Annotated in this window: 23 protein-coding genes; 14 read left to right on the top strand and 9 right to left on the bottom strand. The window is 43.9% G+C overall.

The features are described 5' to 3' along the window. Positions 1-88 precede the first annotated feature (88 nt). From mnmE to hemE, 6 genes are all read right to left on the bottom strand, one after another. On the bottom strand, positions 89-1,381 hold the full coding sequence (gene mnmE, locus LPB140_RS01725; RefSeq protein ID WP_072560118.1) for a tRNA uridine-5-carboxymethylaminomethyl(34) synthesis GTPase MnmE: 1,293 nt from the start codon (positions 1,379-1,381) through the stop codon (positions 89-91). A 4-nt stretch (positions 1,382-1,385) separates the two neighbouring features. Beyond that, positions 1,386-1,646, bottom strand: coding sequence for a DUF6489 family protein (locus LPB140_RS01720; RefSeq protein ID WP_198024141.1), 261 nt, complete (start codon positions 1,644-1,646; stop codon positions 1,386-1,388). 145 nt (positions 1,647-1,791) lie between these two features. Next, positions 1,792-2,520 (bottom strand): YjbE family putative metal transport protein, encoded by a 729-nt coding sequence (locus LPB140_RS01715; protein WP_072558405.1) that lies wholly within the window; start codon positions 2,518-2,520, stop codon positions 1,792-1,794. Positions 2,521-2,548: 28 nt separating this feature from the next. Next, complete coding sequence (gene rho / locus LPB140_RS01710) at positions 2,549-3,805, bottom strand: transcription termination factor Rho (protein WP_072558404.1); 1,257 nt, start codon at positions 3,803-3,805, stop codon at positions 2,549-2,551. 237 nt (positions 3,806-4,042) lie between these two features. After that, positions 4,043-4,483: a CopD family protein gene (locus tag LPB140_RS01705; protein WP_072558403.1), complete on the bottom strand. Its 441-nt coding sequence runs from the start codon at positions 4,481-4,483 to the stop codon at positions 4,043-4,045. A 20-nt stretch (positions 4,484-4,503) separates the two neighbouring features. Further along, a complete protein-coding gene (gene hemE / locus LPB140_RS01700) occupies positions 4,504-5,526 on the bottom strand; it encodes a uroporphyrinogen decarboxylase (protein ID WP_072558402.1) in 1,023 nt (340 codons plus the stop codon). Between the two features lie 365 nt (positions 5,527-5,891). On the opposite strand from hemE, the gene LPB140_RS01695 reads away from it, so the two are divergent. From LPB140_RS01695 to LPB140_RS01650, 10 genes are all read left to right on the top strand, one after another. Then, the gene (locus LPB140_RS01695; RefSeq protein WP_072558401.1) at positions 5,892-6,761 is read left to right on the top strand and encodes a pyruvate, water dikinase regulatory protein; all 870 of its coding nucleotides are present in this window, start codon (positions 5,892-5,894) and stop codon (positions 6,759-6,761) included. Positions 6,762-6,763: 2 nt separating this feature from the next. Further along, complete coding sequence (locus LPB140_RS01690; RefSeq protein WP_072558400.1) at positions 6,764-7,369, top strand: Maf family protein; 606 nt, start codon at positions 6,764-6,766, stop codon at positions 7,367-7,369. After that, positions 7,366-8,232 carry a shikimate dehydrogenase family protein gene (locus LPB140_RS01685; RefSeq protein ID WP_072558399.1) on the top strand — a complete coding sequence of 289 codons (867 nt, stop codon included), beginning with the start codon at positions 7,366-7,368 and terminating at the stop codon, positions 8,230-8,232. Before LPB140_RS01690 ends, LPB140_RS01685 begins: the two co-directional genes overlap by 4 nt. After that, positions 8,229-8,870: a dephospho-CoA kinase gene (gene coaE / locus LPB140_RS01680; protein WP_072558398.1), complete on the top strand. Its 642-nt coding sequence runs from the start codon at positions 8,229-8,231 to the stop codon at positions 8,868-8,870. Before LPB140_RS01685 ends, coaE begins: the two co-directional genes overlap by 4 nt. Positions 8,871-8,895: 25 nt before the next feature. Beyond that, positions 8,896-9,597, top strand: a complete 702-nt coding sequence (gene dnaQ / locus LPB140_RS01675; protein WP_072558397.1) for a DNA polymerase III subunit epsilon — start codon at positions 8,896-8,898, stop codon at positions 9,595-9,597. A gap of 33 nt (positions 9,598-9,630) precedes the next feature. Next, positions 9,631-10,215 (top strand): ribosome hibernation-promoting factor, HPF/YfiA family, encoded by a 585-nt coding sequence (hpf, locus tag LPB140_RS01670; protein WP_072558396.1) that lies wholly within the window; start codon positions 9,631-9,633, stop codon positions 10,213-10,215. Between the two features lie 106 nt (positions 10,216-10,321). Continuing rightward, positions 10,322-10,789, top strand: a complete 468-nt coding sequence (locus tag LPB140_RS01665; protein WP_072558395.1) for a PTS sugar transporter subunit IIA — start codon at positions 10,322-10,324, stop codon at positions 10,787-10,789. Positions 10,790-10,819: 30 nt separating this feature from the next. Then, complete coding sequence (locus LPB140_RS01660; protein WP_072558394.1) at positions 10,820-11,161, top strand: DUF1491 family protein; 342 nt, start codon at positions 10,820-10,822, stop codon at positions 11,159-11,161. A gap of 167 nt (positions 11,162-11,328) precedes the next feature. Next, entirely contained in the window at positions 11,329-12,024 is a 696-nt protein-coding gene (locus LPB140_RS01655; RefSeq protein WP_232223428.1) for a cell wall hydrolase, read from the top strand. A gap of 155 nt (positions 12,025-12,179) precedes the next feature. Further along, the gene (locus LPB140_RS01650) at positions 12,180-12,665 is read left to right on the top strand and encodes an MmcB family DNA repair protein (RefSeq protein WP_072560112.1); all 486 of its coding nucleotides are present in this window, start codon (positions 12,180-12,182) and stop codon (positions 12,663-12,665) included. Here the strand turns inward: LPB140_RS01650 and LPB140_RS01645 are convergent. From LPB140_RS01645 to LPB140_RS01635, 3 genes are all read right to left on the bottom strand, one after another. Next, on the bottom strand, positions 12,654-14,564 hold the full coding sequence (locus LPB140_RS01645; RefSeq protein ID WP_072558393.1) for a DUF3604 domain-containing protein: 1,911 nt from the start codon (positions 14,562-14,564) through the stop codon (positions 12,654-12,656). The two genes, LPB140_RS01650 and LPB140_RS01645, sit on opposite strands and share 12 nt — an antisense overlap. An 82-nt stretch (positions 14,565-14,646) precedes the next feature. After that, positions 14,647-15,450, bottom strand: a complete 804-nt coding sequence (locus LPB140_RS01640) for a sterol desaturase family protein (protein ID WP_072558392.1) — start codon at positions 15,448-15,450, stop codon at positions 14,647-14,649. Positions 15,451-15,480: 30 nt separating this feature from the next. Continuing rightward, positions 15,481-16,575 (bottom strand): alkene reductase, encoded by a 1,095-nt coding sequence (locus tag LPB140_RS01635; protein WP_072558391.1) that lies wholly within the window; start codon positions 16,573-16,575, stop codon positions 15,481-15,483. Positions 16,576-16,729: 154 nt separating this feature from the next. Between LPB140_RS01635 and LPB140_RS01630 the strand changes: the two genes are divergently transcribed. The 4 genes from LPB140_RS01630 (at position 16,730) to feoB (ending at position 20,704) form a co-directional block, all read left to right on the top strand. Beyond that, positions 16,730-17,725: a DMT family transporter gene (locus LPB140_RS01630; RefSeq protein ID WP_072558390.1), complete on the top strand. Its 996-nt coding sequence runs from the start codon at positions 16,730-16,732 to the stop codon at positions 17,723-17,725. A 77-nt stretch (positions 17,726-17,802) separates the two neighbouring features. Beyond that, a complete protein-coding gene (locus LPB140_RS01625; RefSeq protein ID WP_072560109.1) occupies positions 17,803-18,465 on the top strand; it encodes a COQ9 family protein in 663 nt (220 codons plus the stop codon). A gap of 114 nt (positions 18,466-18,579) precedes the next feature. After that, positions 18,580-18,843, top strand: coding sequence for a FeoA family protein (locus LPB140_RS01620; protein WP_072558389.1), 264 nt, complete (start codon positions 18,580-18,582; stop codon positions 18,841-18,843). Beyond that, complete coding sequence (gene feoB, locus LPB140_RS01615; protein WP_072558388.1) at positions 18,836-20,704, top strand: ferrous iron transporter B; 1,869 nt, start codon at positions 18,836-18,838, stop codon at positions 20,702-20,704. Before LPB140_RS01620 ends, feoB begins: the two co-directional genes overlap by 8 nt. Positions 20,705-20,740 lie beyond the last annotated feature (36 nt).

The following is a 20,740-nucleotide window of genomic DNA, read 5'->3' as shown; positions in this document are numbered from 1 at the left end:
TGCGCTTTACCCTTTGTTGGGCAATAGGTCAAAATAGAAGTTAGTTAATTTACCTATTATGTTTCACGTGAAACAGCATCGCGTGAATTTATTTACCAATGCAAAAACGCCCAAATAAAGTATCAAGCATATCCTCAACATGGCTTTGTCCGGTAAGCTTATCAAAACATCCTCTCACCAAACGCAGATTTTCACCAATAATAATCCAGTCATGCGATAAAATTGCATCGGCCAGATATAAATTTGCCTGATCCAATAAAGTCTTTTGACGTTGATTAAGGGCATATCCATCCAATGGCGGCAGCAATATTGTTGATAGTGACAATAATTTCTGACGCAAAATATCAATCCCAATATGTGTTTTTGCCGACACCTGAATGGCTATTTCTGACTTTCGTTGAATATCACTTAAATCGGCCTTTGCATCGATCTCCACCAATTGTGGATGGACTGGCCCTTCACCCTCCTCGCCCAGCCATAAGATGATATCGGCCAATTCAAATGCAGCCCGCGCGCGATCAATACCTATTTTTTCAATTGGATCGTCGCTAAGCTCCCGCAGGCCCGCCGTATCCAAAAAACGAAATGCAACGCCATCAATGGCAACGGCCACATCAATAACATCACGGGTCGTTCCTGCAATATCCGATACAATGGCTGCATCACGTCCAACCAATGCATTAAGCAATGTTGATTTACCAATATTGGGCGGACCGGCCAAAACAACATTTATGCCTTCTTGTAATTTGTTGGTTGTTGGCTGATTGGCGATTTTTTCAATTGAACTAGATAATTTTTCCAACATTTGTTGCATCTGGATGATATTATTATCATCGACATCATCTTCATCGCTAAAATCTAACTCCGCCTCGACCAGAGCAGATAATTTTAATATCTCTTCCTGCCAATTATAAATTTGTTGCCCAAAATGACCCATAGCCATATTTATGGCAGCGCGGCGTTGATATTCGGTTTCAGCAGATAATAAATCAGCCAACCCATCAGCCTCGTTTAAATCCATCCGCCCGTTCATAAATGCGCGGCGGGTAAACTCCCCTGCCTCTGCATGGCGCAACCCGTCAATGTCAGACAAAACTGCCTCAACCGCGCGGACAACTGCCTTTCCCCCATGAAGATGCAATTCAGCCAAATCCTCACCCGTGGCAGTGTCAGGCCCATTGAAAATAATAATGATTGCCTGATCCAATAATCCTTCATCCACAGGATTATATATATTACATAATGATGCACGGCGGGGTGGCGGAACACGGCCCGCCAATGTTTGAACCGCCTTTAACGCCGATGGGCCGCTAATCCGAACAATGGCCAACGCTGCGGGAAGAGACCCGCTGGACAGTGCAAAAATTGTATCTTCGTGCATATATTTATTTTTTTGATTTATCGTCTTTTTTACCAAAGGCGGCGGCCGCCCCATTTTCGGCAAATTGTTGGAATAATTTCATGCCCATTTGGCCAACGGGTGCAACTTGTTTTACTAAAGCTTCCAATTGGTCCAAATTTGTCGCACCTTTCATCGCCTTTGATATATTATCAACATATGCCTCATGCACCTTGGTAACATCTGGCAGTCCCAAAAAAGTGCGCGCTTCTTCGGGCGTGCAATCAATTTCAATATTAATTTTCATAATATTATTCCTTTCTGCCACATCTTAAAATAATAATGACAATATATGTTTCGCACGAACGATAAACAAAGTCTATTGCCGAAAAGATAGAGTGAAATTAGTCAAAAAATAAGGCCGATAATCACTTACCGGCCCTTTTTCAAATTTATGTAAATAATGTGCCGACACCGACATTTGGATCGACCCAACCATCATAAATCATCTTTACCGCCACATATAAAATCACGGCAAGACCGATATAGGCAATCCATTTATACCGTTCGATATATTTGGCGATGACATTTGCCGCCACGCCCATCATGGCAACAGCAAAGATTAAGCCAACAATTAAGATACCTGGATGATCCTTTGCTGCACCGGCAACCGCCAATACATTATCAAGGCTCATCGACACATCGGCAACTGCAACAGCCCAAGCAGCAGCAACAAAGCTTTTTGCAGGTTTCAGGCCACTATTTTCATCGCCATCAATTTCTGGAGAACCCGCCGAATGTTCCACAACGCGCAGCTCGCGCCACATTTTCCATGCCACCCATAATAACAACAAGCCGCCAACCAATATTAAACCAATAATTTGCAATAATTGGGTAACAATTAACGCAAAAAATATCCGCAATACCAATGCAGCCACAACACCAATAATAATAACTTTACGACGTTGATCCGCGGGTAAGCCCGCCGCTAGTGCGCCAACAACAATGGCATTATCACCGGCAAGCACCAAATCAATCGCCAAAACGGTTAAAAATGCCGTGAAAGCTGAGGCAGTGCCAATATTGGAAAAGTCATGAACAATGGCGGCCCAAATTTCCGCAGGTGAGCCAAGCCCACCAGTCGCCGTTGCTGCATCGGAAAGAGTAAGTAAAATATCCATGATATTCTCTCTATTATCTAATTAAAAATTATTGGTTCATGCTGTCGAAGAAATCTTCATTTGATTTAGAATCCTTCATTTTATCAAGCAGGAATTCCATGGCATCCACTGTGCCCATTTGCATCAATATGCGGCGCAATACCCACATTTTGCTCAATTTGCCCTGTTCAACCAGCAATTCTTCCTTACGTGTGCCGGATTTACCCACATCCAATGCAGGGAAAATACGTTTATCGGCAACCTTGCGGTCCAGAACAATTTCACTATTGCCAGTGCCCTTAAATTCTTCAAAAATAACCTCATCCATCCGGCTGCCGGTATCGATTAACGCCGTTGCAATAATGGAAAGCGAACCGCCTTCTTCAATATTACGCGCCGCACCAAAGAAACGTTTTGGACGTTGCAGAGCATTGGCATCCACACCGCCGGTCAAAACCTTGCCCGATGATGGGACAACAGTATTATATGCACGGCCAAGACGTGTAATGCTATCTAATAGGATAACTACATCATGTTTATGTTCGACAAGACGCTTTGCCTTTTCAATCACCATTTCGGCGACCTGAACATGGCGGGTGGCGGGTTCATCAAATGTGGATGATACCACCTCCCCATTTACGCTGCGCTGCATGTCGGTCACCTCTTCGGGCCGTTCGTCAATCAACAACACGATTAAGAAAACTTCGGGATGATTATCGGTAATCGCCTTTGCAATATTTTGTAATAAAACGGTTTTACCTGTCCGTGGCGGTGCCACAATCAATGCGCGTTGGCCCTTGCCCTGTGGAGAAATAATGTCAATCACACGGGCGGATTTATCCTTTACCGTGGGGTCCAAATTATCCATGATGAGCTTACTATCTGGATAAAGCGGGGTTAAATTATCAAAATTCACACGGTGGCGAACCGCCTCTGGATCTTCAAAATTAACCTTTAATAATTTTGTTAAGGCAAAATAACGCTCCCCATCGCGCGGTGCACGAATTTCACCCTCAACTGTATCGCCCGTGCGCAAACCATATTGGCGCACCATATTGGGCGAGACATAAATATCATCTGGTCCGGCAAGATAATTAGCCTCTGGCGAACGAAGGAAACCAAAACTATCGGGCAGCACCTCAATCGTGCCAAGACCCATAATCTGTTCGCCATCATCGGCCATTTCTTTTAAAATTGCGAACATCAAATCTTGTTTACGCAGGGTGGATGCACCCTCTACATCCCATTCTTCGGCCATGGAGACGAGTTCAGCAGGCGTTTTTGCCTTTAAATCTTTTAAATGCATAGCAATAATCCATAATTATGCTCAAAAAATAAGAGCGTGTTCGGACAATGATGTTCGATCGATGATGTTAAAAATTGGCACTGTTCAAATATATAATGCACAGTATCTCTCCCGGACGGGAATGATGCTGAACTAAACAAATAATCGTCAAAAGTCAATATGGCGAAAATATTATGAACCATCGTCAATATAGCTGCATATTGACGAAAATATGACCCACAGAAAATTTATAAATATTTAAAATGGTTTAACAATTACCAATATGACAATAATCGCCGCCGCAATGCCGGGCACTTCATTCATTAAACGCAATTTTTTATCGCTCATCTTGCGCTCACCCCGTGCCAATTTACTGGCATAGGCGCTCATCCATCCATGATATCCAGATAGCAATAAAACAACCAATAATTTGGCATGAAACCATCCCATTTGAAATGCCTGTATTTGCATTGCTAGGAATAAACCAAGAACCCAGACGATAATGATGGATGGCGTTAAAATTATGTTTTTTAATCTTTTTTCACGCTCAATCCATTTGGAATCTTCTTCGCTGCCGACCACGCATTCTTGATGATAAATGAAGAAACGTGGCAACATGAAAAGCCCCGCCATCCAAAAAATCACAAAAATAATATGTGCAGCCTTAACCCAAATATATAGCATAGCGAGCATTTCCATCATAAATTCCAATTATTGCATTATAGGTCATTATCACGAACAAGGTGAAGCAGTTTTTCAACATTTTCAATTGGCGTAAATTGGCCAATACCATGGCCTAAATTGAAAATATGAGGCCGATTTTCAAATGCTTTTAATATTATTGAAATTTGCTGGACCATATCATCTCCCGCATTCATTAATAATAGCGGATCTAAATTACCCTGAACCGGCATCCCCTTTGGCAAGATATTATTTGCCCATATAGGATCAACCGTTTCATCAAGCCCAATTGCATCAACACCCGTTTGCTGTGCATATGCCGCCAATTTGCCGCCAGCGCCCTTTGGAAAGCCGATAATGGGTGTATTGGGATGAACAGCCTTCACACCCTTAACAATCGCTGTATTAGGCCTTATAACCCATTTATCAAATTGTGCTGGCGACAGGCTGCCTGCCCAGCTGTCAAATAATTGAACAGCCTCCACCCCTGCATCAATTTGTTTGCAAAGATAATCAATGGTCATTCCAACAATGGCATCAATAATTTTTGTGAAATTTTCCTCATCCTTATAGGCCAAAAGACGGGTTTCATATTGATCTTTGCTGCCCTGTCCATTGACCATATAGGTCGCAACAGTCCATGGGCTGCCCGCAAAGCCCAACATTGTTACATGATCGGGCAATGCTGCCTTGGTTTTTTTAATGGTATCATAAACCGGATTTAAAATATCTGGATTGGGTATTAATTTATCAAATCCTCCATTTTTTAATTGCGGGGCAAGGCGCGGCCCTTCGCCCGTTTCAAACCATAAATCCTGACCCAATGCTTGCGGAATGACCAAAATATCGGAAAATAAAATGGCGCCGTCAAAATTAAACCGTCTAATCGGTTGTAAAGTAACCTCTGCGGCGGCGTCACTATCATAAACCAGATCCAAAAATCCGCCTTTTTCCGCGCGTAATTTACGATATTCGGGTAAATATCGCCCTGCCTGACGCATTAACCAAATTGGGGCAATTTTCGGCTTTTTACCCTGTAATACGGCCATTATTGGTTTCATGAGTGTTACTTTCAAAGATATTATTTAAGATCGATATTCATTCAAAGGAATGCACCAATAATAATATATATATTTATATAAATATTAGATGATGTTTGATGCATTGGGGATATGTTGGCCATGTAGTCATCTTTACCTATTTTGCCAACATATTGACTCAAACAATATGAACAATTTTCCATGAGTCGCAAAGTTTGTCCCCATTATCAACAGGCTGTGGATAATTTTTTGAGCATGTGGATAATCTGTGGGCGTTAATGGATGAAATTGCATAAAATAGCGGTTTATCCACCGCGTAAATGAAGATGATGGCTTATTAAATTTCTTTCCTTGCTTTATCCTCCATTTATCCACAAACTTATCCCATGAGCAAAGCAATACAATTACATTTATTATCCGATTCAACCGGTGAAACGTTGGAAAATCTGGCAAAGGCGGCTTTAGCACAATTTGACGGGGTGGAAAATATTGTGCGGCATTTTTGGCCAATGGTGCGTTCCGAAACCCATTTGGACCGTATTTTAGAAGAAATAATCAACCATCCTGGCCTTGTCCTTTTTACATTGGTCAATCCAGAATTGCGCAGAAAGCTTGAAAATAAATGCCGTGCTAATGGTCTTCCTGCCATTGCCGCGCTAGACGCGATTACCGATGCGCTGTCCAATATTTTGGGACAAGAGGCACAGGCACGGCCTGGACGGCAGCATTTAATGGATGCGGCATATTTTGCACGGGTCGATGCCATTCAATTTACCATTGCCCATGATGATGGATTAAACTGGGAAAATTGGGAGGAAGCGGACATTGTCCTTGCCGGCGTGTCGCGCACTTCAAAAACACCGACCAGCATATATTTGGCAAATCGCGGCTATAAAACAGCCAATATACCCATTGTTGTGGAATCGCCGCCGCCCGAAATATTATATCGGTTGAAAAATCCCATGGTGATTGGTTTGGTGACCAGCCCATCACGTTTAATACAAATAAGACGCAATCGGCTTTTATCCTTAAACCAAACACCCGAGACCGATTATGTGGATGAGGATAAGGTTAAACAAGAACTTGCCTTTGCCCGCCGGATGTTTGCGGATAATGATTGGCCCGTTATGGATGTGACCCGCCGGTCGATTGAGGAAAGCGCAGCGGCGATTATTAAAATGTTTAATGATCGTGAAAATGCCAAAGATTCAAACAAATCTGCGCCAAAAGCCGATGATGAAAAGGCCGCCGAATAATCATGCCGTTAATTTTAGCATCAAAAAGCAGCGCCCGCCGGCTTATGCTGGACAATATCGGGTTACATTATACTGCAATGGCGGCAAATATTGATGAACAAGCCATTATTGAATCATTGAAAAATCAAAAAGAAAGCGCGCGAAATATTGCCGATAAATTGGCCGAGGCAAAGGCATTAAAAATTTCCCGCAAACAAGATTATTGCAGCGCGGGAACTTTGGTATTGGGCAGCGACCAAATATTGCAACTTGAAGATGGCAGTTATCTCTCTAAACCAAGGGATAAGGAAGAAGCCGCCCGGCATATAAGCATTTTATCCGGCAAGACACACCGGTTGATAAGCGCCGCCGTAATGGCAGAAGAGGGGCGGCCCATATGGCGCAATATCGATATTGCGAAAATGACTATGCGCCCATTATCGCCCAATTTCATCGAAAAATATGTCGATGATAATTGGCATGAAATACAATATTGTGTTGGTTGTTACCAAATTGAGGGGCCGGGCGCTTTATTATTTGCAAAAATAGAGGGTAGCCAATTTACCATTATGGGCATGCCATTATTGGCAGTGATTGATTATTTATTTGAACGGAAATTTATCGCATGAAATTTAATGCTGAACAGGCCCAAAATGGCGATGGACCATATGTTGAGGTAATTGGATATCCCATAAAACATAGCAAATCGCCCTTAATCCACGGATTTTGGTTGGAACAATTGGGCATAAATGCACAATATCGCGCAATTGAGGTCGCGCCAGAGGATTTGGGCGCATATTTTACCACGCGTCGCGCCGATCCCCATTGGCTTGGTTGTAATATCACCTTGCCGCATAAGGTCAATTCGATGGACCATGTGGACGAGGTGGGAGAGGTAAAGTTAGCCATTGGTGCGGTAAACACGGTTTTTCGCGATGCAGAAAATCCGCAAATTTTACGCGGGACAAATACTGATGCCGCCGGTTTTTTCAGCCCCATTGCCGATATTGATTGGCAGGGTAAAAGTGCGATTATTATCGGTTCGGGCGGCGCGGCGCGGGCGATATTATTTGCATTGTCGCGCGCACAAATTGGCAAAGTGACCATGGTGGCGCGCTCGGCATTAAAGGCAATGGGCCTATTGGCGTCTTTTGGATTAAAGGGAGGGGTTATAAATTTTGGTGATAAATTACCACCGGCGGATTTAATTGTGAATTGCAGCCCGCTTGGCCAACAAGGTCAAGATGATATGCCAGAATCGATATTCGACTCGCTTGCCATTGTTAAAAACAGCCCGATTATTTATGATTTGGTTTATAATCCCATTGATACCAAATTTTTAAATGTCGCAGAATCGCTTGAGCTGGATAATATTGACGGGCTTTCCATGTTAATTGGACAGGCGGCATTGGCATTTAACTTATTTTTTGGTCAATCCCCACCAGAGGGTGTCGATGAACAGCTGCGCCGCATTTTATTGGACAATCTATGATTGATAAACCGCAATTGGCAGATGAAAATTCACGCAAAGGCCCGTTATTAGTGGGCTTAACTGGTTCAATTGGCATGGGCAAATCCACCATAGGCAAAATATTTGCCAAATATGATATCCCTATATTTGACGCTGATGCTGAGGTGCATAAATTGCAGGGACCAGGCGGCGCTTTAATCCCCCAAATTGAACAGGCATTTCCCGGATCAACCAATGAAACAGGTGTCGATAGGCAAATTTTGGGCGCAATGGTGCTGGGCAATCCTGATAAATTGGCAAAATTAGAAGTGATTATCCACCCTGTTCTTGCCGAAATTCGGCAAAAATTTATTGAACAACATCATGATAAGGAAATGATATTATTTGATATTCCCTTATTATTTGAAAAAAACGGGCAAAAATTATTGGATAAGGTAATTTTGGTTTCCGCCCCCGCATCAATTCAACGCCAACGTGTTTTGGAACGGCCCGGCATGACGGAGGAGAAATTTAATCAAATTTTGTCATTGCAAATGCCCGATGCGCAAAAACGATTATTGGCTGATTATATTATCGAAAATGGCGGGACATTACAGCAAAGCGAAGAACAAGTTGTCACATTATTGAAAATATTATGCGGACCATCTTGTAATTTATGAAAATAAGGCGAATATTAGAATCATAATGAGAGAAATAATATTCGACACCGAAACCACTGGATTCTCACCTGATAATGGGGATAGAATGGTTGAAATTGGGTGTGTTGAAATGATTGACCGTGTTTTAACGGGGCAAAGTTTTCACGCATATTATAATCCCCAGCGCACCATGCCCGCCGCGGCCGAACAAGTGCACGGGCTGTCCGATATATTTTTATCTGATAAGCCTTTATTCGCCGATGGGGCAGAGGAATTATTGGCATTTTTACAAGATAGCCCGTTGGTCGCGCATAATGCGCCCTTTGATTTTGGGTTTATCAATGCCGAATTATCGCGCGCGGGCCATGATATAATTTCCATGGACCGAATGGTTGACACAATTGTTCTTGCAAAGAAAAAACATCCTGGCGCAAAAATGTCGCTTGATGCGCTTTGCACCCGATATGGGATTGACCGTAGCCACCGGATTAAACATGGCGCTTTATTGGACGCCGAATTATTAGCACAGCTTTATATTGAGTTATTGGGCGGGCGACAAATTGGGCTTGGTCTGAACCCCGAAATAACCGATTGTGATGCGGCAAATGATGCCGGTCAGGCACGAAAAATTTCCAAACCAACGGGAAATATTATGCCGATTAGGCCGTTTAATATTAATGCGGAGGAAGAAGAAGCGCATAAAGCATTTATAGCAAAAATCGAAAATGCCATTTGGCATAAATTTTGATAAATTAAGTTTGTAAACAGTAGGAGAAAAGACATGGATATTAGAGTTTCAGGCCATCAGGTAGAAACAGGCGAAGCATTGCAGGGCCATGTCGAAAATAGGCTTAGCTCCATGGCGGAAAAATATTTTGCCAATGCAATATCCGCACATGCCACCTTTGGCCGGGGCCCACATGACAGCTTTACCGCCGATATTATCGCCCATGTCATGCATGGTGTCGTGTTAAAAGGACATGGCCAATCACAAGATGCGCATAAGGCATTGGATGAAGCTGCTGATAAAATTGAAAAACAGCTTCGCCGCTATAAACGCCGATTAAATGACCGCCATCACCAAACCGCCCATGCATTAAAAATGGAGGAGGCTGCATATACTGTATTTGAAATCCCTTCATATGAAGAACAGGATGAGGATGATGATCAATTGGTCGGTGATTCACCCGTTATTATTGCAGAAACCAGCGCGGATATTCCCGAAACCAGTGTTTCAGATGCGGTTATGATGATGGATTTACGTAATACTTCGGCACTTTTGTTTAAAAATAGTGGCACTGGGCGCCATAATATGGTTTACCGCCGCCACGATGGTACAATTGGATGGGTTGAACCAAAAAGTTGATACCAAGACATTGAATATTTTGTCTTTTAATTCAAAGAGATAATTATTTATTTAAAGATGAAGCAGGCACGAATCGCTTTTGTGATTCGTGCTGCGGAGGTTGTTTATGCTAACCAATTTGACCGAATTAACGTCGGAATCTGTATTTTTTGATCCTAAAATAGAATCAAAAGATGCGGCATTGCTATTTATTTCTGAATGTGCCGCACGTGAATATGGACTGGATTCGACTATCATTGCTGATGCTTTAATCGAAAGAGAAAGGCTTGGCCCAACGGGATTTGGTGGCGGAACCGCAATTCCGCATTGCCGTAGCGATAAAATTACCCGGCCCTGCGGAATATTTTTGTCTTTGGCAAAGGCAATTGATTATGACGCGGTGGACGATTTACCCGTGGATTTGATTTTCTGCCTAATTTCACCCGCCGATGATGGCGGCGCCCATTTACGGGCATTGGCAGAAATTTCGCGCATGTTCCGCAATGATAATAATTTGGCACGATTGCGCGGCGCGGCAAATAAGGATGCTTTATATGCCATGTTGAATGTGGCCGAAGAAAAAGATGTCGCCTAAGCCCATTTTGTCAGGGGCAATACCCAGCTTATGACTGCGCGGCTGCTTTCAAAGATTAAGGTGCAGGCATTGGTAAAATTGGCCAATGCGCATGGTGATCACGCCACGGTCCTTAAAAAAGGTGATGAAAGTGCAGGCGAAATTATCCTGATAACTGCCAAAAATGGGCAGAATATAGGGCTTTATACATATATTATGGATGTAAATGGCCATCATATATGGCAAGAAAAGTTCATTCAAGATATTGATAAAGTTAATAAAATAGAAGATTGGGTCCTAAAAAGAAAGAATATCGACCCAGATATTTGGGTAATTGAACTGGATATCGCAGATGATGAACGACTGGGCGTATTATTGGACAGTTTGTCTTGACTTTATTGCACTGCACAATATTTAGAGCGCAATAAACCGAAGCGAAGGTTGCCTTAAGACAAAAAATAATATGGGGTGTTAGGGCAAACATGCGAGACGGATACGGTATAAAGAAGCTGTTGTGTTTTTTCTTCTGGACCATCGTGGCCGCATAATTTGATAATTAAATGTTCAAATCTACCAAGGCTGTCTCTGCGATGGCCATTTCGTTCATCCTATCCGCTGCCGTTTTAATCGGTGATGATGGTCTAGCTTTAGATACAGCGGCAAATAATTTAGATGCTGGTAAAATTATCGTTGATGAAAATATTTTGGATCAATCCAAAATTAAATCCGATAATAAAGAATCCGCTATTATATTTAAACCAGGAACGGGCAGCTTTGTTAATGAAGTACCCAAAGCGGAAACAGAAAATTCACAACAAGATATAGTCGAAGATGCAAATGGCGCATCATCTTTGCAAGAATTAGTATCCATGCAAAATACGGATATCAACCTTTCCGAAGAAATGCATTGCCTTGCCGGAACTATATTTTTTGAATCAAAGGGTGAAAGCCTGGCCGGACAATTGGCCGTGGCGAAAGTTGTGCTAAACCGTGCTTCATCGGGGCGTTTCCCCGGCAGCATTTGCGGTGTAGTATATCAACGTTCGCAATTTTCATTTGTGCGTGGCGGCAAAATGCCAAAAATCAACACATCAAAGAAAAGCTGGAAAAATGCAGTTGCGATTGCACAAATTGCAATGAATGATTCATGGGATAGTAAAGTTGAAAATGCGCTATATTTTCATGCAACCCATGTTTCACCCGGCTGGCGCAAACAACGTATTGGTCGTATCGATAATCATGTATTTTATCGCTAAGTAATTGACAATATATTGATTAAATAATTAATGATGTAAAGGGCTGCTTTGGCGGCCCTTTTTGTTCTTTCTTTGTTCTTTATTTTTACTATATTTCAATCTATATTGATTCTAATATCTTTAAAGGGGGCATCGAAATGGGCGGGATAATAAAAATGACGAAGAATGAAGAAATTTCGGCAGTTTCTGTGCCGCCCATTATGGATGCGGCGTTAATTGCGCGCGGTGCATCGCGTTTATTTTATCGAAATGGAGTTGCGGTTCAAACGGAAATCAGCCTGCCCAATGGTCGCCGCACCGATTTAATGGGATTGAATGAAAAGGGTGAGATTATAATCGTTGAAATTAAATCATCCTTGGCCGATCTGCGCGGGGATCAAAAATGGACCGAATATTTGGAACATTGCGATCGTTTTTATTGGGCAGTTCCAGTGCATTTGGCCGCCGAAATTTCGGGCAATAAACATTATATTATGGGCCGATGCGGGTTAATAGTGGCTGATCAATATGATGCGGAAATTGTCCATCCGGCCAAGCTGGTCCCGCTATCTGCTGCGCGGCGAAAGGCGGATACCAAAATGCTGGCCCATATTTCCATGCGCCGGATGATGCAATTATTGGACCCGAAATTAACTATTTAATCTGCTATACCAAATGGGCGATGTATAGGCGCGTTCCTGTGCGGTTAATTGCGTATCAGGGGGCAATATCGCGCCATAGCGCAGCCGATCAAATAATACCCAACGCGGCGTGGGTATTTCCAAAACCCGAACATAATAAAATGCCTGTTGCGATGCGTTAAATTCCGGGTCTTGCCACATGGTTTGCAGTTCATTTGCGCCAATATTATTTTCATATGTTGCGGTTTGCAAATTCACATTATTACCGACGGAGGGGATTAAACCTGCTGCATTTATGGGGCGTTTTTGCATATCGCTCCATGCAATATTATATATTTTTTCATGTAAATTGCCCTGTGCATCAATCCAACCCTTGACCATTTGGACACGGTCCAAATTTGCGCCATCGGGATCTTTTAACGCGGAAACCAAAAATGTCGGTGCGCCTTTTACACCGGATTGCGCGGGTAACACCCCGCCCATTGGCACGCCTTGACTATATCCTTTTTCAACCCAATTTCCGGCAAAATCTTGTGGGGTAAATCCCCAACCGCCAAATAATCGAACCTGCATACGAGGGCCAGTTGTGGCATAAACTTCGCGGCGCATCATGGCGTCAAAAATGGCCTCACGCGTGTTGGATGTGGCCCAAACGCCCGCATATCCGCCGGCCAAATATTGCCAGCCAAATCGTCCCTCCCTTGTACCAAGATTTTGCGGCTCTGCGGCGCGATTTTTATTTGGTTCGGTGCCGCTATGTTTTCCAAAAAAATTATCTTCATCTGCGGTGGCCAATGCCGTGTGGGAATCTGTCGCGCCAATCATACCGAAACGATAGGGGTTAACGCCAGTTTTCGCCTCAATCGCCAGACCGCGTTTCAACGCCTCACGCGCATATTCGCCGGCCAACATAGTATTTTGCTTTTTTGCCGACATGGTCAAATTGCCAAGTTCCCATCCCGCATCGCCAAATCCGGCAAATTCATCATTGGGGGAAAGATAGGGGTGGCTTTCGCTATCGCCCTTTATTTGCGTAACCTCCATAATCGGCTCATGCTTGGCGCGTCTGCGGGCCATTTCAGCAGTCATTGCCCCGCCATCGGGCGCGGTCATTTGGAACATTAAACCATTGGAAAGATTGCTATTATGCGGAATAGCCAAAACCTTCCCGCCAGTATTTTTTTCATAATTATCCATATAATCGAATAATTTTTCTATATTTGACCCATCCAAACCGGGAAAGGGCAGCACTTTATTGGTGCGTTTCTTGCCATCGCGGAACATGACCACACGATGTAAATTATCGCCCTGTGGCATTAACGTATATTCAAAACCGATAAAGGCGGTAAACTTACCTGGCCGATTGTGCCTATCGGCGATTTTATTATTTTCCTGCCAAATTGTTCGGCTATTTTCTTCCTGATTCTCCTGATTGCGCATCGCGGCGGGCAATGTGCCAGCGGCTGCCCTATCGATTAATTCTGATGTTACGGCAAGGCTGCCCTCTGGCCCTTCATGCATTTGGTCATGCCATCTTTTTAACAATGGATCTTTTAATGCCCAGCGTGGTGCTTCATAAATTCGTCTGGTGACACCCAAACCGTCGCTATGATCCGCAATGACAAGGAAATCGAGCGGTTTGCGAAGCTGTGCATCCAATCCGCCCGTCGCCTTTACCTTCTCCCCCTTTGCAAATCGATAGGCATCATCCGGACCAAGCCGAACACCAAAGCCAAATGCATCCACACTGTTATTCGTGTGTAAATGGGTGTCGCCCCAAAATACCTGTTGTGGATAGGGGGCCTGTTTAACATCCGCCTGAATATCTGCGGGGTTTAATATATCGGAATCACAACTGCTTAATAAAAAAGTGCTGCTTAATAGCGAAGTTAAAAATAATAATTTTGATAATTTATGCATAACCGCCTCCCACCACTGTAAAATATTTTACAGTTTTTTATAAATTGGTTCAGCAGGGGGCACTGAATTTTTTTAATTTTAATCATTTAACTAAAAAAGGCAATAGCAATGTCCAGCGCAGTTTTGCGGGGTTTTTATCCTGATGCTGATCCAATCCTAATTTCATGTCATGCAGGCTATTATTCATGGGTTGTGCACGATATTGGCCGAATATTTTATCCCATAAATTAAGTGCAAAACCGTAATTTTTCTGTTGATCATCAATGATAATATGATGATGAATTAAATGCATGTCGGGCGTAACAAATAATGCGCCAAGTAAATGGTCAAATTTATGGGGAAGGCGAATATTGCTATGCGTAAACATGGCCCAAATATTCAACCATATTTCAAATAATATCGCCCAAAATATCGGCACACCAAAAATAGCGACCAAAGTAGATTTAAATAAAGTGGAAAAAATCAGCTCCAATGGATGAAATCGCAGCGCGCTGGTGACGTCTAGATCGCGGTCTGAATGGTGGACAATATGTGCGCGCCATAAAATGGGAATTTTATGCATCAACAAATGTTGAAACCACACCCAAAAATCCATGATTATAAATATTAATATACCCACCAGCCACCATGGCAAGGCGATGATGTTAAACAGGCCGAAATTATTATCCTGCGCCCAATTGGCAGCAATAGATACCGTCATGACGGCAATTAACGCGCGGCCCAATATGCTGTTCAATATAAAAAAGACCAAATGGACCAGCCACCTGCTTTGCCATTTCATGACGCGGCGGCGATTGGGCCACAGGCGTTCAGCAATGGCAAAGACGAAAAAAGATGATGCGGCAATCGCAAGGATGATATGGGTTGGGATTGCCGCATTGGTCATTATATGGTCTTTATATGGTCTTTATATTTCCTATTCTTCGCCCATTGCGGGATAATCGGTATAACCAACTGGGCCTGGGCCATACCATGTTTTGTAATTATCTTTATTCCAATGTGCGCCTGCCGCGATGCGCTGCGCCAAATCAGGGTTGGCAATATATGGCCGGCCAAAGCTGACCGCGTCGCATGCGCCGCTTTCCAACGCTTTTTCGGCGCGGTCAACATCATAATCACTGTTTAATACCAATGGCCCTGAAAAAACCTTGCGAATATGGGGGCTGACAGGTGGGACGTCAGTTGACCCAAATGTCCCATCCTCCAATGGTTCGCGCAGTTCCAAAAATGCGATATTTTTGCTGTTTAACATGGCGGCTGCTTTGGTGAACAGGCCAATGGGGTCGCTATCGTCAATACCCTGTGTCTCCCCATTGGGGGAAAGCCGAACGGCAACACGATCTGCGCCGCAAACCGCGATTAAACGGTCGGTTACTTCTTCCAATAAACGGATACGATTTTCCTGTGACCCGCCATATTCATCAGTGCGATGATTGCAATTATCGCGCAAAAACTGGTCAATTAAATATCCATTTGCGGCATGTAATTGAACACCATCAAATCCAGCATCCAATGCAAATTTTGCGGCATTTTCATAATCATTTAACAGACGGGGAATTTCATCCTTGTCCAAACTGCGAGCCATTTCATAATCTTTTTTACCCGTGGGGGTATGGGCATGACCGGGCGCACATGTGGCAGAGGCAGAAACCGGTGCGTCGCCGCCCAAAAAATCAGGATGGACAAGGCGTCCCATATGCCAAAGCTGGCAAAATATTCTGCCGCCTGCATCATGGACGGCTTTTGTAATTACTTTCCATTTTGCGCTTTGTTCTTCGTTCCAAATTCCCGGCGCACTGGGCCAGCCAAGTCCTTCGACCGAAATGCCTGTTGCTTCGCTGATAATCAAACCCGCACCGGCGCGCTGTGCATAATATTGCGCCATCAAAATATTGGGCATATGACCATCATCTGCGCGGCCACGGGTTAATGGGGCCATCATGATGCGGTTTGGCAAATCCAAATCACCAATATTGACTTGTTTTAATAAATGGCTTGCTGGGGTGGTCATATAAATTCCTTATAATCTATCAATATGGCGGCATATTTTATACCGCATTAAACGAGCAGTTAAACATAGATAATTTGCGCGGGCAAGATATCAATATTAAAGGGATAAATTAACTGCGGCGATTGCACGGCAGATTTTATATTTTTGAGGATTTATGGGGCGTAATTCAGCATTTAGGCATTTTCAAGGTCAGCATTTTAATTTCCTAATTTTGTTAATTGGAAATGTCGCGCTTGCCCTTGGCCCATTATTTGTTCGAATGGCGGACACCGGCCCGACAGCGGCGGCATTTTGGCGAATGGCGCTGCCGCTGCCGATTTTTGCATTATATTATTTATATTTAAGGCGCAGGCGCAAAATGGCGGGCAATGGCACAAATGGACATGACTTGCCCTTTGTCGGTGAAGACGGGAAAATAGATCAAAAATTGGGTAAAAAATCCCTATTCGCGCTTTTACTTGCTGGTTTGTTTTTTGCGGCGGATTTAACCAGCTGGCATGCGGGAATAATGCTGACTAAATTGGGTAATTCGGCCATTTTTGGCAATTGTGCCAGCCTGTTTTTGGTGATTTACGCGATTTTCATTTCGCGGCAATGGCCGCGCCCGACACAGATTTTGGCGATATTATTTGCATTTTTGGGCGCTTTATTATTGATGGGGCAAAGTTTGGAAATTTCGCCGCAAAATTTTCGCGGGGATATTTTATCTTTGCTGGCGGGGATTTTATATGCCGGATATATGATAAGCCTGATCCGGGTTCGCCAAAAAATGGACAGTTTTTCGGTATTATTTTTGGTTAGTATATTTTCCGCCATACCATTATTGATAATCACCCTATTATTGGGGGAAAAATTATTTGCCGATGATTGGACGGCGTTGGTTGCGCTTGCCATTTGCAGCCAAATTATCGGCCAAGGCTGTCTTATTTATTCCATGTCGTCTTTCAGCTCGTTGGTCATTGGTTTGGTATTATTGATGCAGCCGGTGGTATCGGCATTGACCGGATTGGCTATTTATGGAGAGGTTGTGACAGGTTTAGATATTGTCGGGGCGGCCATGGTGATGGCGGCGTTGGTTTTGGTTAGGATGGATAAAGCGCCGATTAAAATGGTGGAGGCGTTGCCCGATACAAAGGCAGGCGATGATTAAAAGCAGGTCTTGCCCAAATAAGAAGGGGGCATTATCTTAAATTATAGCATATAGTGCAGCCATGAATGGAATATATGATGACAGATGCAAAAAATGATCTGACCTTGACAGAGATTAGGGATAAAATCGCCCTTATCCTACCCAAACATGCGGCATTTGATGGCTGGACCAATCAGGCAGTTTTGGCCGCAGCAGCAGAAATTGGCGTTGATGGAGATGTTGCAATTTTGGCATTTCCCGCAGGGGCGATTGACATGGTCATATGCTATATTGGCGGAATTGATGCCGAAATGGCCCGCCGCCTGCCGCCTGAAAAAATAGGCAGCATGAAAATTCGCGATCGCATCTCCGCCTTAATTCAAACTAGGCTGGATATTATGGCCCCATATTGCGAGGCACAGCGACGCGCAATGGCGATATTGGCAATGCCCAGCAATTTGTCCAGCACCGCGAAAATTGGATGGCGCACGGCGGACCGCATGTGGCGCATGGCCGGTGATGAAAGTAGTGATTTTAATCATTATACCAAAAGAATGACTTTATCGGCGGTTTATGGTAGCACTTTGGCGGTTTTCATCAATGATGAAAGCGAAAATTTTGCAGAGACAAAAGCATTTTTGTCACGCCGTATTGACAATGTGATGCAATTTGAAAAGGCAAAGGCAGGATGGAAGGCGCGAAGTGAAAATATGCCCAGCCTAAGCCGGCTTATTGGGCGGATGCGATATCCCGCAAAATAAGGGATATGATATCGGCCAATAATGGTTGAACCATTATATGGTTGCTGTTACTGATAATAAGTTGCAATAAAGCGGCGCAAATATTTTAATTTCACATAAATTAACGGCTATATTTTGACCCTCGATACATTCTCACCTAATATTGCGGCCATAATTGATGGCATAAATTGGCATAATTTAAAAGAAAATGAGGCACATCGCCTTCGTTCTTTTGGATTTGAGGAGGGGGCGTCCATTTATGTGCGGCATCGCGGTATATTATTTTGGCGTGATCCCATTGTGGTGCAAATCGGCCGGATGACAATTGCCCTGCGCGCAAAGACCGCGCGGCATATCATGCTGCGCCCCGCCGAAAATCAGGATATTGGCCATGGATAATAGCATATCGAAAAAATCAGCATTGGTGGCATTATTGGGATGTCCAAATGCAGGCAAAACATCATTATTTAATGCATTAACCGGTGCAAGCCAGAAAATCGCAAACTATCCCGGGGTGACGGTGGAGCGGAAAATTGGGCAGTTGAAATTTGCCTCTGGCCATATGGCGCGCTTGGTGGATTTGCCCGGCACATATAGCTTAACCCCCATTAGTTTGGACGAAGAGGTAACCAATCGGGCTGTGCGCGGTCAACAGGATGGACTGGATAAAATATCGGCCATTATTGCCGTGGTTGATGCCAATAATTTGGACAATCACCTGCCGCTTATTTTGGAAGCAAAATCGCTGGGTATCCCCATGATTATTGCGTTAAACATGGTGGATATGGCGGCGCGTGATGGATTAACTCTATCACCGCAGGCATTGGAAACGGCATTGGGAATAAAGGTTGTGGAAACGGTCGCGGTGCGAAAGCGCGGTTTGACCGATTTGACCGCTGCATTGGAAATCTGCCTTAATGAACCTGCGGAAAATTTGCCGGTGGCGATGTTGGATGACAAGGAAAGATTTGCCGAGGCGCATCGTTTGGCCAAATTGACCATATTAAAACAAAGCGCGTCAAGATTATGGACGCAGACTGCGGATAGAATTTTATTGCACCCTGTGGGCGGTATTTTTATCCTGCTTGGTCTGTTATTCATTATGTTTCAGGCGGTTTATAGCTGGTCCGAAGCACCCATTGGATGGATTGAAAGCGGCACCGAAATACTGGCGGCCTTTGTCGCCAATTTATTACCCGCCGGATTTTTCAGCGACTTGATAACCCAAGGGGTGATTGCGGGAGTTGGATCGGTCATTGTCTTTTTGCCGCAAATTTTAATCCTTTTCCTATTTATATTATTGTTGGAATCAACCGGATATATGACAAGGGCGGCGTTTTTAATGGACCGTTTCATGGCATCGGCGGGCATGTCGGGGCATAGTTTCATTCCCTTATTATCATCCTTTGCCTGTGCGATTCCGGGTATTATGGCAACGCGCAGTATCGCGGATGATAAGCAAAGATTGACGACAATATTGGTGGCCCCTTTAATGACATGTTCGGCGCGGCTGCCCGTTTATACGGTGATTATTGGCGCATTCATTCCCAAAATGACTATTGGGCCCAATATCGGGCTTCAGGGATTTGTGTTATTTTGTTTATATTTGGCGGGCATAATTGCCGCGATGATTGCATCAATATTTATCCGCAAAACGGCGGCAAAGGGCGCAGAAGGCACATTTTTATTGGAAATGCCGCGTTATCAAATGCCGCGAATGCGCGATATTTTAATCAGTCTATGGCAAAGAGGATGGGTGTTTTTGCGCCGTGCAGGCACCATCATCATGGCTGCAACAATTATATTATGGTTGCTGCTTACCTTTCCAAAGGTTGACGGGGCAAGCAGTGATTTGCAAAGCCAGAAATCCTATGCTGGGCAAATTGCATCGGTTATTGAACCGGTGGTTCGGCCTATTGGCTTTAATCAGGAAATCGCCCTTGCCTTAATCCCCGCAATGGCGGCAAGGGAGGTTGCGGTGTCAGCATTGGCCACGGTTAATGCCATTGATGCAGAGGATGAAGAAAAACAAAGCGCTGATTTGGGCAAAACACTTGCTGGAAAATGGTCATTGGCCACCGCATTGGCATTTTTGGCATGGTTTGTATTTGCCCCGCAATGTATTTCCACCATCGCGGTGGCAAAGCGTGAAACCAATGGGTGGAAATGGCCATTATTCATGCTGGCTTATTTATTCGCGCTGGCCTATCTTGCTGCAGGAATAACATATTGGACCGCGGTTGCTTTTGGCCTTGGATAGAGGCAAATTATGCGCCATAGGTTCAATATATTAGTA

Source organism: Sphingorhabdus lutea (genome assembly GCF_001889025.1).
GTDB lineage: Bacteria > Pseudomonadota > Alphaproteobacteria > Sphingomonadales > Sphingomonadaceae > Sphingorhabdus_B > Sphingorhabdus_B lutea.
The sequence above is the reverse complement of the archived record's forward strand: the minus strand, read 5'-3'. Positions and strand labels throughout refer to the sequence as shown.